Genomic DNA, 12,653 nt, shown 5'->3' on the forward strand with positions numbered 1-12,653 from the left:
TCACGCCCCGGTCGGGCGCTCGCGGACCGGGCCGAAGATGTCCTCCGGGTCGATGTTCATGACGACTTCGCAGTCGCAGTAAGCGCCCTGGTCTTCGAGGCCGATCATCAGGCTTTCCAGATCCACCGCCCGTTCCTCTGCCCACGCGATGGTGGCGTGGAGGGTGTGGTCGCAGCCGTGTTCGGCGACGGAAGCCTCGACGGAGGTGACCAAGGAATCGAGTTGGGCGAGGTCGAGAACCATGCGCTCGCGGGAGGCTTTGTGTTCGGCGCGGAGGTATTCGTCCTTGAGGCGCTTGCGTTCCTCGCGAGATGGCATCAGCGGGACCTGCGGTTGCTCAGGTAGTCGCTGACCACCGCCGCGCCCAAGCCGTCCAGGTCGGGGGCCACGACCCGGCCCGCGCCGCGGCGGGCCAGGAGGTCTACGAAGGCGGCGAGGCTTGGGTCGTCGCCCAGGCGGAAGACGGTGACCGAGGCGCCCAGTTTGGCCAGGGAGTCCACCTCGGCGAGGGTCTTCCGCAGGGTGGATTGGGTTGTCGGGTAGTGGAAGACGGCTTCGCCGTCGGGTTCCAGGTGGGCTGTGGGTTCGCCGTCGGTGACCACCAGGACCACGGGTTGGGCGTCGGGGTGGCGGCGCAGGTGGCGGCCTGCCAGGAGGAGGGCGTGGTGCAGGTTGGTTCCCTGTTCCCACACGCCTTCCATGGCCGTCAGTTCGCCGATGTCCACTGTGGACGCATGACGGCCGAAGGTGATGAGTTGCAGGGCGTCGGCGCGGAAGCGGGTGCGGATGAGGTGGTGCAGGGCCAGGGCGGTGCGCTTCATGGGGACCCAGCGGCCGTCTTGGATCATGGACCAGGAGGTGTCCACGCAGAGGGCCACGGCGGCTCGGGCGCGTTCCTCGGTTTCGACCACCTCTACATCGGACACGTCGAAGTGGACGTTGTCGTTGGTGGACATGGTGCGCAGCAAGGCGTTGCGGACGGTTCGGGGGACGTCCCAGGGTTCGGTGTCGCCGAATTGCCAGGGGCGGGTGGAGCCGGTGAGTTCGCCCGCGGCGCCCGCGCGGGCGGTGTCGCGTTCGCCGCGGCGGGCGCGGATGGCGCCGATGACTTCGGAAAGCACGGTTTCGCCCAGGCGGCGCAGGGCTTTGGGGGAAAGGGTGAGGGTGCCGTCGGCAGAGCGTTCCAGCAGGCCCTGGGAGCGGAGTTCTCGTTCCAGCTCGGCCAGGCGGCGGGCGTCGACCGACGATTCCTCGCCCAGTTGGCGGGTCAGGGCTTCGAGGTCGATGTCTTCCAGGCGGGCGCCGGGGTAGGACTGGGCGAGCTGTTCGGCCAAGGCGTCCAGTTCGGCGAGGTCGGCCATGGCTTGGGCGCCTTCGCCGAAGCCCAGGGGGTTGTCGCCGCGGAAGCGGGTCGAGGAGGTCCAGTCCTCGCCGGGGCGGAGGGCTCGGAGGTTGGCGTCCAAAGTGGATACCTGTTCGGCGAAGCGGGGGTCACCGAAGGCGTTGCCCATGAGTTCGGCCAGTTCGGCGCGTTGGGCGGCGCTCATGGAGTTCATCACGCGTTGGGCGGCGGCGGATCTGGCCGCCAGGGCGTCGACGAGTTCCTCCACGGTTTGGGGGTTCTCCGGGAAGAACTCGCCGTGGTCGCGCATGAAGGCGGCGAATTGGTCGTCGGTGTCGTCGCCGCGGAGGTGGGACAGGAGCAGGGCGTTGAGGTCCGCCATCATCTCGCGGATTCGCTCGGTCTCCTGCGGGCCCATCTCGCTGAGGGCCTGCTTCATGCCCTGGAAGCGGGATTCCATGAGTTCGGAGCCGAGCTTGTCGCGGATCCGCTGGTACGCCTCGCGTGCCTCGGACGAACGCCAGTCGTAGTCGGCGAGGTCGCGGACGGCGGCGGCGGTGCCCGGGGGTAGTGCGTCGAGCTGGGCCTCGCGGAAGCGGGCGTCGTCGGACGGGTCGGGGAACAGTTCCCGGCGCTCGGCGTCGAGGGCCCGGTCGAGCAGTTCGCGGACCTCGGTGAGGGTGCCGTCGAGGCGGTGGCGGCGCTGGATGCGGGAGCGGCGCTCCCACACCCGGCGGGTCAGTTCGTCCAGGCCCCGGGTGGTCCCCTCGCCGCGGCGGAGGAGTTCCTGGAGGGCGGCGCGCGGCGACGAGCCCTCCATGACGTCGCGGCCGATGGCCTCAAGAGCGCCCCGCAGGTCGACCGGGGGTGCGAGCGGGTCGGGTCCCTCGTGCCAGGGGCCGTACCGGTAGCTCACGGTCCGTACACCGCCTCCCCGTCGGAGGAATCCTTGGCCAGCTTGCGGGTGAGGTACAGGTATTCCAGGGCCAGCTCGACGGCCGCCGCGATGCGGCCCGGGGCGTCGGTGGCCTTGACGTCGAGGCGGGCCGCGACCTCGTGCAGGACCGGCAGCTCCGGCAGGGCGGCGAGCAGTTCCGAGCCGGGCACGCGCTCGCCGGTGGCCACGAGGTGGCCGTCGACCACGGCGTCGACCAGCGGACCGAGGTCCAGACCGGCGAACCGGTCGCGGGCGGTCTCGGCGACGGCACGGCGCAGCAGGTGGTTGAGGTGTTCGGTCTCGCGGCCTTCCTCGCCCGACTCGAACTCCAGCTTGCCGCGCAGCACGGCGGGCACGGCGTCGAGGTCGATCGGCCGGGCCACGGCGGGCTCCTCGCCGATCAGCGCGGAGCGGCGCAGGGCGGCGGCCCCGACGGTCTCGGCGGCGGCGACGGCGAACCGGGCCGAGACGCCCGAGCGCTGGTCGATGGCGGTGGAGTCGCGCAGGTTGCGGACGAACCGGGCCAGGACCTCCAGCAGCGCGTCGCTCACCTCGGCGACCAGTTCCGACTCCTGCCGGACGACCTCGACCTCGGCGCCGACGCTGCGCGGGTAGTGGGTGCGGACCTCGGCGCCGAACCGGTCCTTGAGCGGGGTGATGATCCGACCGCGGTTGGTGTAGTCCTCGGGGTTCGCCGTGGCGACGAGGAGGACGTCGAGCGGCAACCGGAGGGTGTAGCCGCGCACCTGGATGTCGCGCTCCTCCATGACGTTCAACAGTGCGACCTGGATCCGCTCGGCGAGGTCCGGCAGCTCGTTGATCGCCACGATGCCCCGGTGCGCGCGGGGGACGAGTCCGAAGTGGATGGTCTCGGGGTCGCCGAGCGCGCGGCCCTCGGCCACCCGGACGGGGTCGACGTCGCCCACGAGGTCACCGACGGAGGTGTCGGGGGTGGCGAGCTTCTCGGTGTACCGCTCGGACCGGTGCCGCCAGCCGACCGGCAGCTCGTCCCCCAGCTCGGCGGCCAGCCGGATCGACCGCGGGGTGATCGGCTCGAAGGGGTGTTCGCCCAGCTCGGAGCCCTCGATCACCGGCGTCCACTCGTCGAGCAGCCCGGCCAGGGTGCGCAGGAGGCGCGTCTTGCCCTGCCCCCGCTCCCCCAGCAGCACGAAGTCATGTCCAGCCAGCAAGGCCCGCTCGAGCTGGGGGAGGACGGTCTGGCCGAACCCGACGATCCCGGGCCACGGGTCCCGCCCGGCCCGCAGCGCGGCCAGGAGGTTGTCCCGGATCTCGGCCTTCACACCTTTGGGGGCATGCCCCTGCGCGCGCAGTTCACCGACAGTACGAGCGCGCGTGTTCACAACGGTCACGACCCGACGTTACGCAGGATCGGTCGCCAGGTCGACGTGGAGCCCACTCCAACCCGACACTTCCGCGAGATCGCGAGTTGTCCACAGCCAAGATCATCGCCGCCGGTTTCTGTCACCCCTCCCCCCTAGAATTGATTCCGGGGGGCCGGAGGCTACGTTGATCATGTTCGCAACCACCGGTTGCACGTTGCACCGGCTGCAAATCGCCCCCTGACCTGCGCCGATGGGGTGGACTTGCCGCGCCGCTCTCGGGATTCGCCCCCGGTTCGCCCTAGCGTGACGCCATGGGCAAGAGCTACTCATCAGCCGCGTACCGAGAACTGGGCGGACTCCTCCGCGAAGCCCGCAAACGAGCGGGCCTCTCCTCCACCGAACTGTCATACCGCCTGGACTGGCTGGTGTCGTACCTCTCCCGAGTGGAGAGCGGCAACCGACCGGTGAGCACCCCGGATGTCATCCACTACTTGGTGCAGTGCGGGCTGAAGGTCAAGGAGATGCGCCCGTACGTGGAACTCAGCAAGATGGCCGAACGCAGGCAGGGCTACTACCTGTCGGACGCGAAGATCAACGGTCCCCTGCAATCCCTGATCTTCCACGAGTCCCTGGCGAGGTCCTCGATCATCTACGAGCAGCAGGTGGTCAATGGGCTGTTGCAGACACCGGACTACGCCCGCTCGATCATCGGCGCGGGGGCGGGTGTCACCGAGGAGGAGGTTGTCGGCGCCGTCCACACGCGGCTGGACAGGCGCCGCATCCTGACCACGCCCAACGCCGGTCGGTTCGCCTTCTACATCCACGAGCAAGCGCTGCGGCTCCGGATCGGCACAGACAAGATCATGCACGAGCAGCTACTTCACCTCGTGCTCGTCGCTGCGGCGGACAACATCACGGTGCAGATCGTGCCGAGCGACGCCGGGGAACGATCCGTGCTAGGCGGCGCGTTCAACGTGATGACGTTCGAGAACCACAATCCCATGGTGTACCTCGACAACTACCACGGCGGCGGTCTCATCCTCGAAGACCCCGACTACGTGCGCAACTACCGCGACCTGGTGCCCAAGCTCGCAGAGGTCGCGCTGGATAAGGGACAATCTCGGGAGTTCATGGCCAACTTGGCCGATGAGTACGACCGAGGGAGTCACCACGTTGTCGGAGATGTCGTGGCGAAAGAGCAGCTTTAGCGGGGAACAGGGATCGGCCTGCGTCGAGGTCGCCTGGCGCAAGAGCAGCTACAGCGGACAAGAGGGAACCTCGTGCGTTGAGGTCGCCTGGACCGGCCAGCCGTCGATTGAAGGTGTCCTGATCCGGGACTCCAAGAACTCCACCGGCCCCACCCTCGCCATCCCCACCCGCGCCTGGCACACCCTCCTCGCCACTCGCTAGGGACCACCGGCGCGGCGGCGTCCTACGTCCGCTGCGCCGGTCCCAGCTCCTCCTCCAGGATCTCCCGGAAGCGGTCGATGTCCTCGACCGACGCGAACGCGCGTCCCGGCACCGGGTGGAACGATCCCCCGCCCGTCCGCAGCACGAAGCTGCGTTCCGTCTCCACCCAGCCCGTCAACTCCCCCAGCACCACATCGCTGCACGCCGTCCCGTCGGCCGCCATCATCCGCACGGCCCCCGACGACACCTCCGCCGTCACCTCGCGCCCCGCGATCGGGTCCCGCCGGAACGACCGGCGCACCGCCACCGTCGGCAACGACCCGATCACCACCGCGCACACGAGTCCGAACACCCCGGGCCACACCTGCCCCACGACCACCAGCACGACCGAGAACACCCCGAACGCCCCCGCGAACCACGGGACCCACCTCGCGAACGGCAGGGTGGCCCGGATGCCGTCGGACCAATCCCCCGGTTCGGGTGTCCAGCGCAGTCGCATGGTGGCGAGCATAGGGAGCTGATCTCCACGGTCGGGAACGGGTCGCGTAGGCTCGATTCCCGTGTCGACTCCAAGTGCCACCTTCGCGGTGTGGGTTTCGGCCTGGCTGAACGGCTCCGCCGCCGCCGACGACGTCTTGGACGCCCTGAGCCACTGGTCTCAGGCGCACGACGTGGTCGCCGTCGACGAGTCCACCGCGGACACCCTCGACGTCCCGCCGCGCGGTCGCGCGGGCGGCCAGGTCGCCGCCCTGCTCGCCACCGTGCGCCGCGTGGGAGCCACCGGTGGGCGGATGGTTCTGCCGGTGCCAGGTGATGTGCGCGGCCTCGGCGGCCGCAGCGAGTTCGCGGGCGTCGCGCTGCACGCCGGTGAGGCCCTCGTGCTGCACGGTGCCCCGTACGGCCTGGTCCCCGAGCCGATCGCGGACGGCGTGCTGCGCTGGACCGCCTTCGACATCGGCGCCGCGCCCGCCGCCGAGCACCTGCCGCTCGGCGAGGCCGAGCACGAGCTGACCGGGGCCATGCGGGTCGCGGCCGGGGTGCTCACCGAGCTGGGCGTGGCCAAGCACCGGGCGGGGGTGCGGGAGGAGATCACCGCGCGGATCGCGCACCGGTCGGCCGCGCCGTGGCCGGAGGGGACGCCGCCGCGCGCGCTGCGGGTGTTGCAGCGGTCCAACGAGGTGTCGGCGATCTTGGAGCTGGCGTCGGAGGACGCGCCCGGTAACGCTCTGTCGTCGTCTTCGGCGCGCAGGCGGGCGGAGGCACTGCGGCCGCTGTTCGACGCGGTGCGGATGGCGCGGCTGGCGGCGGTGGACGAGGCGGTGCGCGTCTTCTCGGACCACGCCGAGCAGCTGTAGCCCGCTGGACCATTCCCGGACATTCGTCACCATTCACAAAGACATTCACTCACATTCACCATACGATTCGCGCGGATGGCCCCGGACCCCTCACGGTCCGGGGTCGTTTCCATCCTCAACCATTCCGATGCACGTGCAGCGAATGGTTGTTGACGAATTGCGCGACGTCGATCGACCATGTCGACGGTTGGCGAAAACCGCGTGGTAGCGGGAGGTTCGCCGAGGCCGGGGCGGGAACCGGACAATCGGCGAACCCATCTTGCGATCGGGTCCCCGGGTGCGCCAGCATGACCGTGATTTCGGGTTAGAGCTGCGAAAACATCCACATCGGGCACGACATAACCCGATGCTATGGGTCTTTGGGATGAGCGGCCGGGCGAGAACTCCCCGATAGTGATCGCACTGGACCAACCGTTGTTACCGGAGTCACACCATGACCGCACAACTCGTCGACCCCAAGCAGGCCGCCCGGCCGCTTGCCCTGGACACCAACCACCTCGGTGCCCTGCAGATGGTCGCGCGCGGTGAGGTCGGGGCGTACGGCGCGGGGGCGGCTCTGCGGCACCGCACGGACGACCTGGGCGTGCTGATGGTGAGCGCGCTGTTCACCCTGCGCCGCGACGGCTTCATCGGCTTCGGCGACGCCGTCGCCGACCCGCACGACGGCTGGCTGCGCGCGGGCCTGACGTCGGCCGGTGAGCGGCTGCTCGACATCTGGCTGCGCCGCGGCAGGCGGTCGCCGGACGAGGCCGCCCGCAGCCGCGACTGGTTCGTGCTCCTGCGCTGCGCCCAGCGCGGCGACCTGGGCATGACCGAGGCCAACCAGGTGGTGGACCGCGGGATGCCCGTGGAGAGCCGGCTGGCGTCGCGCCTGCGTGAGCTGGTGTCGGCGGGCCACCTGATCGTGGGCGCCGCCCGGCTGCGCGACTGCCGGATGGTGACGTTGAGCGAGACCGGCAGGCAACTGCACACCCGACTGGACCTAGCCCAGACGGCCCACGGATGAAACCGACCAGGGACCCACGCGGCGAGGTGTGCTGGGGAACCAGCGCCACCTACGGCGGACGGGCACACGTGGTCCTCATGAGCCGCGCTGCCGGCCTGTGCGGACTGCCGGTGGACACGCGGCACCGCGACCGCCCACCGGCGCGAACCGTGTGCCCGGAGTGCGCGATCGCCTACGTGGCCGCGGTGTTCCCGACCGGGGCGACAGCGCCAGACCTCCGGCACGAGGTCCGGCTGCGCGCCTGATACGGGTGGCGGAGTCGGGGGTTCCCCTGCACCCCCGACTCCGCCCCCTCCCTTCGGCTGAGGTGCCCCCAGCCCGTCCACCACACTTGTCCCAGCCCCACGTGTGCGGGGACCACAACACACGAAGCCGCCTGGGCGCCCGCGTGACCGAACCAGCCCCGCGTACGCGGGGACGGCGGGAACCTGTCGCCGATGGTGATCACCGTTTCAGGAACAGCCCCGCGTACGCGGGGACGACTCGTCCGCAGTAGCCCATCGAGACGGGCGCGCCGGATCAGCCCCGCGTGCGAGCCCCGCCTGGGCGGGGACAACTCCTCGAGTTGCTCGAAGTACACGTCACCGGCGGAACCAGCCCCGCTCGCACGGGGACAACACGGTCAACACCCCGAACTACGTGGGCGAGCTGGGATCAGCCCCGCAGGCGGGGGGACGACCTTGTCATCGGCGCCTTCTGCCGACGTGGCCCGGGACCAGCCCCGCTCGGGAGGACAACCTGTGTCCGCACCCCCGCCGCGGTGCCGCTGGGACCAGCCCCGCTCGCGCGGGGACGACATGGGCCGTATCACGGAGAAGGTGTTGGACGCAGGACCAGCCCCGCTCGCGCGGGGACGACCAGCGCGATGACCACCCGCGGCACGTGTTCGCGGGACCAGCCCCGCGTGCGCGGGGACGATACTTGCTGACCTGCGGCGTTCCCAGCCGCACCACCCATTCTCATTCACTTCCGCGGCTCGCCACCGCCCACTCCCCCAGACCTGTGGACAGGTCCGAGGCATGTGGATAACCCGTCCCCGACACTCAGCGGCGGTCGACCTCTACCCCCGGCTCGGCCGCTTCGGCGGCTCACAACAAGCCACCGCGCACAACGCCCCGTTCGCCGCGCACCCCAGCACCGGGAAGTCCGACAGCTTCTCCGCCGTCTCCCCCTGGAGATGTTCCCGCACCAACTCCACCACCAGCTCCGCGAACCGCGCGTCCCCGTTCGGCGTAGCCGCGCGGGCGAAGCCCATCCCCAGCTCCTCCGCCTTCTCCCGCGCCTCCGTGTCCAGGTCCCACACGACCTCCAGGTGGTCGCTCACGAACCCGATCGGGCACACCACCACCGACCGCACACCCGCACCGTGCAGCGCCTCGACATGATCCACGATGTCCGGCTCCAGCCACGGCACCTGCGGCGGCCCCGACCGCGACTGCCACACCACGTCGTACTCCGCGGCCCCCACCGACTCCGCCACCAGCCGCGACGCCTCCGCCACCTGCCGGGAGTACAGCCGTCCCCCGAACGAGACCGGTCCGGCCGCGAGGTCCGCCGAGTCCGGTACCGAGTGCGCGGTGAACACCAATCGGTAGTCACCCACAGGAGCAACAGCCCGCACCGCGTCCGCGAAGGCCGCCACGAACAGCGGGTGGTCGAAGAACTGGCGCAGCTTCACCAGGTCCGGCGCGCCCTCGACCGCGTCCCGCGCCCGCGAGATGTCCTCGTGGTACTGCCTGCACGCCGAGTACCCGCCATAGGCGCTCGTCGGGAAGACCAATGCCCGCCGGATCCCGTCATCCCGCATCGTTGCGACGGTGTCTTCCACCATCGGGTGCCAGTTGCGGTTGCCGAAGTAGATCGGCAGGTCCAGGCCCGCGGCGGCCAGCGCCGACTCGACCGCGGCGATCGCGGAACGGTTCAGTTCATTGATGGGTGACACACCACCGAAGTGTTGGTAGTGCTTCTCCACCTCGTCCAGGCGAGCGGCCGGGACGCCCCGGCCACGGGTCACGTTCTCCAGGAACGGACGGACGTCGGCGGGCCCCTCCGGCCCGCCGAAGGACAGCCACAGCAGCGCGTCGGCCATGTCGCTCAGAGCCCCAGGGCGTGCACGCCCCCGTCGACCCACACCATCGACCCTGTCGTCGCCGGGAACCAGTCCGACAGCAGCCCGCACACCGACTTCGCGACCGGGATCGCGTCGTCGACGTCCCAGCCGAGCGGCGCCCGGTCGCTCCACCCGGCCTCCAGCTCACCGAAACCGGGGATCGACTTCGCCGCCATGGTGCGGACCGGGCCCGCCGCGACCAGGTTGACCCGGACGCCCTTCGGGCCTAGCTCGCGCGCCAGGTACCGGTTCACCGACTCGAACGCGGCCTTCGCCACGCCCATCCAGTTGTACGCGGGCCACGCCACGCGCGCGTCGAAGTCCAGGCCGACGATCGACCCGCCGGGCCCCATCAGCGGCAGCGCCGCCACGGCGAGCGACTTCAGCGAGAACGCCGACACCTCCACCGCCACCGACACGTCGCTCCACGGTGCGTCCAGGAACGGCGCCCCGAGACACGACTGCGGAGCGAACCCGATCGAGTGCACCACACCGTCGAGACCGTCGACGTGCTCGCGGACGCGGTCGGCCAGGGAGTCGAGCTGCTCCGGGTTCTGCACGTCCAACTCGACGACCGGCGCGGGCTTGGGCAGCCGCTTGGCGATCCGCTCGACCAGGCTGAGCCTGCCGAAGCCGGTCAGCACGACCTCGGCGCCCTGCTCCTGGGCGACCTTGGCGGTGTGGAAGGCGATGGACGCGTCGGTGATCACGCCGGTGATCAGCAGGCGCTTGCCGTCGAGCAGTCCGGTCATCGCGGGGTCTCCTCCGGGGGTGTTCTTGGTTGTGCGGTAAGGAAAGTGCTAGTGGCCCATGCCGAGGCCGCCGTCGACCGGGATCACCGCGCCGGTGATGTAGCCCGCGCCCTCGGAGGTGAGGAAGGTGACGGCGGCGGCGATCTCCTCCGGGCTGGCGTAGCGGCCCGCGGGCACGGAGGCGAGGATCTGCTTGCGGCGGTCCTCGGAGACGGCGTCGGTCATGTCGGTGGCGACGAAGCCGGGGGCGACGACGTTGGCCGTGATGTCGCGGGAGCCGAGCTCGCGGGCGATGGATCGGGCCATGCCGACCAGACCGGCCTTGCTGGCGGCGTAGTTGACCTGGCCGGGCGAGCCGAGCAGGCCGACGACCGAGGAGATGTAGACGATGCGGCCGTAGCGGGCGCGCAGCATGCCGCGCGTCGCGCGCTTGGTGACCCGCCAGGCACCCGTCAGGTTGGCGTCGATCACCCGGGTGAACTGCTCCTCATCCATTCGCATGAGGAGGGTGTCGTCGGTGATGCCCGCGTTGGCCACGAGGATCTCGACCGGGCCGTGCTCGGCCTCCACCTCGGTGAACGCCGCGTCGACGGCGGCCGAGTCGGTGACGTCGCAGCGCACGCCGAAGAGGCCCTCGGGGGCGCCGGAACCGCGGTGGGTGATCGCCACCTTGTCGCCCTGGGCCTGGTAGGCCCGCGCGATCGCCAGTCCGATGCCCCGGTTGCCGCCCGTGACCAGTACCGACCTGCCCATTGCCCTGCTTCCTGTCCACCGGGAACCCGTCGCCAGTGAGGCTATCTGGCGGGGTGGCGGGCGCCGTGCGCGGCCGGGTGTACTCGCCGGTACCGTGATTCGTCGCTCTGCGCGCCGAATCGGTCTCACTGTGTGATCGCAGACCGGATAGAATGTGGTGTCATGCCCCAGTTCACCGGTTGGCCCGAACAGGCGTACGAGGTACTGCTGAAGCTGGAGGGGATCCCCACCCAGCAAACCAGGGACCGGGTCCGCGCCGACCGCGAGCGGCTCGTGCGCCGCCCGATGCTCGCGCTGCTCGACGGCCTCGCGTCGGCCAACCCCCGGTTCGCCGACTACTCGGTCTGGCACTACGGCAAGAACGTGTGGTGGTGGCAGCACCAGGGCGCGATCGTCCGCCTGGCCCGCAACGTCGAGATCGGCCTGCGCTTCGACCTGGACGGCCTGCACGTCAAAGGCGCCTGGCACTACCCCGACCCGGCCCAGGTCCGGCGGTTCCGGGCGGCGGTGGCGGAGGACGACAGCGGCTGCGAACTGGAGCGGATCATCGCGGAACTCCCCAAGGACTACGAACTCCACGGCGACCTGATGCGCCGCGCACCCCGCGAGTACCCGCCGTCGCACCCGCGCGCGGAACTGCTGCGGTACCGGTCGATGGTGGCATCGCGGGCGGTGTGCTCGGAGGAGTCACTGCACTCGGCGGAGGCGTTGGCGGAGGTGTTGAACGCGACGGAGGAACTGGCGGAGCTGCTCGGTTGGCTGGCGCGGCACGTGCCGGAGCAGGTGTGATCAGTCTGGTGTGGACAGTGGGTCGGTCGCGGGGGTGCTTCCGCGCGCCGTTGGCGACGACGTTGGGCCACGGGTCGCCGCGGGGGAAGTAGCCCCGGTCGCGCAGGACGGCCTTGGCGTCTCGGAGGTCAGGTAGGTGAGGAAGCGGCTGAGCGGTCCGTCGTCCTTGCCGCGGCCGTAGGAGTACTCGACGACCCAGACCGGTAGCAGTCCGACTCGTGCTGCGGGCCGATCGTGTTCGTGACGTCCGCGAAGGCGCTCGACCCGGCGACCTCGAGGGTGCCCTCCGCGCACTTGCCGACCAATCCGCCGGCGCCGTCCGCGAGCAGCACGGTGGTCGACGCGCTGACGACGACCAGGGCCAGACCGCCCAACACCAGGCTGCGGCCGTTGCCCTTGGTGGTGTCCCGGATGATCCGACCGCCGCGCGGGAAGTTCCGGCACACCACCGCGGGTTTCTCGGTGGCCACGCCGGAGAGCAGCACCAGGGAGCTGGTGAGGTCGCTCTCGTGGATCTCCCTGCTCCCCGAGTTGGTGATCCGGACCAGCGCGAACGCCGGATCCGGCACCAGTCGACCCTTGTCGCGCGGCTCGACCTCGATGAGGTCGATGTCCGGCGCTTCGCGCGGGGTGACGCCGATCGGGGCGTCGAGGTGCACGCGGTAGGCGATGCGCTTGAGCCACAGGTTCCCCGCGTAGCCGAGGATGGTGACCACCAGCATGACCAAGGCGATCGCGGCCTCGGTGTTGTTGTTGATCCAGGATCCGATCGCCTGTTGTGCGGGCAGCACGACGGGCCATCTCCCGCACCGGCAAGGTAGTGGTTGTCGATCTTGCCAAACGGCGGTTCACGGAC

The 12,653-nt window shown here is 70.4% G+C and carries 14 protein-coding genes; 6 read left to right on the top strand and 8 right to left on the bottom strand.

All coding sequences use genetic code 11. The features are described 5' to 3' along the window. From V5P93_RS24615 to V5P93_RS24625, 3 genes are read right to left on the bottom strand one after another with little or no spacing between them, the layout of a single operon-like run. On the bottom strand, positions 1–318 hold the full coding sequence (locus V5P93_RS24615) for a DUF2695 domain-containing protein (protein WP_245931368.1): 318 nt from the start codon (positions 316–318) through the stop codon (positions 1–3). Continuing rightward, on the bottom strand, positions 318–2,258 hold the full coding sequence (locus tag V5P93_RS24620) for a VWA domain-containing protein (RefSeq protein WP_104480216.1): 1,941 nt from the start codon (positions 2,256–2,258) through the stop codon (positions 318–320). Before V5P93_RS24620 ends, V5P93_RS24615 begins: the two co-directional genes overlap by 1 nt. Further along, the gene (locus V5P93_RS24625; protein WP_104480217.1) at positions 2,255–3,649 is read right to left on the bottom strand and encodes an ATP-binding protein; all 1,395 of its coding nucleotides are present in this window, start codon (positions 3,647–3,649) and stop codon (positions 2,255–2,257) included. Before V5P93_RS24625 ends, V5P93_RS24620 begins: the two co-directional genes overlap by 4 nt. Positions 3,650–3,933: 284 nt before the next feature. Between V5P93_RS24625 and V5P93_RS24630 the strand changes: the two genes are divergently transcribed. Then, on the top strand, positions 3,934–4,830 hold the full coding sequence (locus V5P93_RS24630) for a helix-turn-helix transcriptional regulator (protein ID WP_104480218.1): 897 nt from the start codon (positions 3,934–3,936) through the stop codon (positions 4,828–4,830). After that, positions 4,805–5,032 carry a DUF397 domain-containing protein gene (locus V5P93_RS24635; RefSeq protein WP_245931369.1) on the top strand — a complete coding sequence of 76 codons (228 nt, stop codon included), beginning with the start codon at positions 4,805–4,807 and terminating at the stop codon, positions 5,030–5,032. Before V5P93_RS24630 ends, V5P93_RS24635 begins: the two co-directional genes overlap by 26 nt. A gap of 22 nt (positions 5,033–5,054) precedes the next feature. Here the strand turns inward: V5P93_RS24635 and V5P93_RS24640 are convergent, their stop codons facing one another. After that, a complete protein-coding gene (locus V5P93_RS24640) occupies positions 5,055–5,531 on the bottom strand; it encodes a YcxB family protein (protein ID WP_146108099.1) in 477 nt (158 codons plus the stop codon). A gap of 61 nt (positions 5,532–5,592) precedes the next feature. Here V5P93_RS24640 and V5P93_RS24645 point away from each other — a divergent pair, with 61 nt between their 5' ends. The 3 genes from V5P93_RS24645 to V5P93_RS24655 all read left to right on the top strand — a co-directional run bounded on the left by V5P93_RS24645 (position 5,593) and on the right by V5P93_RS24655 (position 7,638). After that, positions 5,593–6,387, top strand: a complete 795-nt coding sequence (locus V5P93_RS24645) for a hypothetical protein (protein ID WP_104480221.1) — start codon at positions 5,593–5,595, stop codon at positions 6,385–6,387. 433 nt (positions 6,388–6,820) lie between these two features. After that, complete coding sequence (locus V5P93_RS24650) at positions 6,821–7,393, top strand: hypothetical protein (protein ID WP_104480222.1); 573 nt, start codon at positions 6,821–6,823, stop codon at positions 7,391–7,393. A 77-nt stretch (positions 7,394–7,470) separates the two neighbouring features. Then, on the top strand, positions 7,471–7,638 hold the full coding sequence (locus V5P93_RS24655) for a hypothetical protein (RefSeq protein ID WP_181043580.1): 168 nt from the start codon (positions 7,471–7,473) through the stop codon (positions 7,636–7,638). 815 nt (positions 7,639–8,453) lie between these two features. Here V5P93_RS24655 and V5P93_RS24660 read toward each other — a convergent pair. The 3 genes from V5P93_RS24660 to fabG are packed head-to-tail and all read right to left on the bottom strand — an operon-like array spanning position 8,454 to position 11,008. Beyond that, complete coding sequence (locus V5P93_RS24660) at positions 8,454–9,482, bottom strand: ferrochelatase (RefSeq protein WP_104480224.1); 1,029 nt, start codon at positions 9,480–9,482, stop codon at positions 8,454–8,456. Positions 9,483–9,487: 5 nt separating this feature from the next. Further along, complete coding sequence (gene fabI / locus V5P93_RS24665; protein ID WP_104480225.1) at positions 9,488–10,255, bottom strand: enoyl-ACP reductase FabI; 768 nt, start codon at positions 10,253–10,255, stop codon at positions 9,488–9,490. Positions 10,256–10,303: 48 nt separating this feature from the next. Next, positions 10,304–11,008 carry a beta-ketoacyl-ACP reductase gene (gene fabG, locus V5P93_RS24670; protein ID WP_104480226.1) on the bottom strand — a complete coding sequence of 235 codons (705 nt, stop codon included), beginning with the start codon at positions 11,006–11,008 and terminating at the stop codon, positions 10,304–10,306. Between the two features lie 162 nt (positions 11,009–11,170). Between fabG and V5P93_RS24675 the strand changes: the two genes are divergently transcribed. Next, positions 11,171–11,797 (top strand): DUF2461 family protein, encoded by a 627-nt coding sequence (locus V5P93_RS24675; protein ID WP_104480227.1) that lies wholly within the window; start codon positions 11,171–11,173, stop codon positions 11,795–11,797. A 128-nt stretch (positions 11,798–11,925) separates the two neighbouring features. On the opposite strand, the gene V5P93_RS24680 is transcribed toward V5P93_RS24675, so the two are convergent. Continuing rightward, positions 11,926–12,588, bottom strand: a complete 663-nt coding sequence (locus V5P93_RS24680) for a hypothetical protein (RefSeq protein WP_104480228.1) — start codon at positions 12,586–12,588, stop codon at positions 11,926–11,928. Between the last annotated feature and the right edge of the window lie 65 nt (positions 12,589–12,653).

Origin of the sequence: Actinokineospora auranticolor (genome assembly GCF_041897805.1) — a bacterium.
GTDB classification, from domain to species: domain Bacteria; phylum Actinomycetota; class Actinomycetes; order Mycobacteriales; family Pseudonocardiaceae; genus Actinokineospora; species Actinokineospora auranticolor.

Excerpts from the sequence above, each read along its gene's own strand:
- V5P93_RS24615 (WP_245931368.1), bottom strand. The coding sequence starts at position 318 with ATGCCATCTCGCGAGGAACGCAAGCGCCTCAAGGACGAATACCTCCGC.
- V5P93_RS24650 (WP_104480222.1), top strand. The coding sequence starts at position 6,821 with ATGACCGCACAACTCGTCGACCCCAAGCAGGCCGCCCGGCCGCTTGCC.
- fabG (WP_104480226.1), bottom strand. The coding sequence starts at position 11,008 with ATGGGCAGGTCGGTACTGGTCACGGGCGGCAACCGGGGCATCGGACTG.
- V5P93_RS24655 (WP_181043580.1), top strand. The coding sequence starts at position 7,471 with ATGAGCCGCGCTGCCGGCCTGTGCGGACTGCCGGTGGACACGCGGCAC.
- V5P93_RS24630 (WP_104480218.1), top strand. The coding sequence starts at position 3,934 with ATGGGCAAGAGCTACTCATCAGCCGCGTACCGAGAACTGGGCGGACTC.
- V5P93_RS24635 (WP_245931369.1), top strand. The coding sequence starts at position 4,805 with ATGTCGTGGCGAAAGAGCAGCTTTAGCGGGGAACAGGGATCGGCCTGC.
- V5P93_RS24640 (WP_146108099.1), bottom strand. The coding sequence starts at position 5,531 with ATGCGACTGCGCTGGACACCCGAACCGGGGGATTGGTCCGACGGCATC.
- V5P93_RS24675 (WP_104480227.1), top strand. The coding sequence starts at position 11,171 with ATGCCCCAGTTCACCGGTTGGCCCGAACAGGCGTACGAGGTACTGCTG.
- fabI (WP_104480225.1), bottom strand. The coding sequence starts at position 10,255 with ATGACCGGACTGCTCGACGGCAAGCGCCTGCTGATCACCGGCGTGATC.
- V5P93_RS24660 (WP_104480224.1), bottom strand. The coding sequence starts at position 9,482 with ATGGCCGACGCGCTGCTGTGGCTGTCCTTCGGCGGGCCGGAGGGGCCC.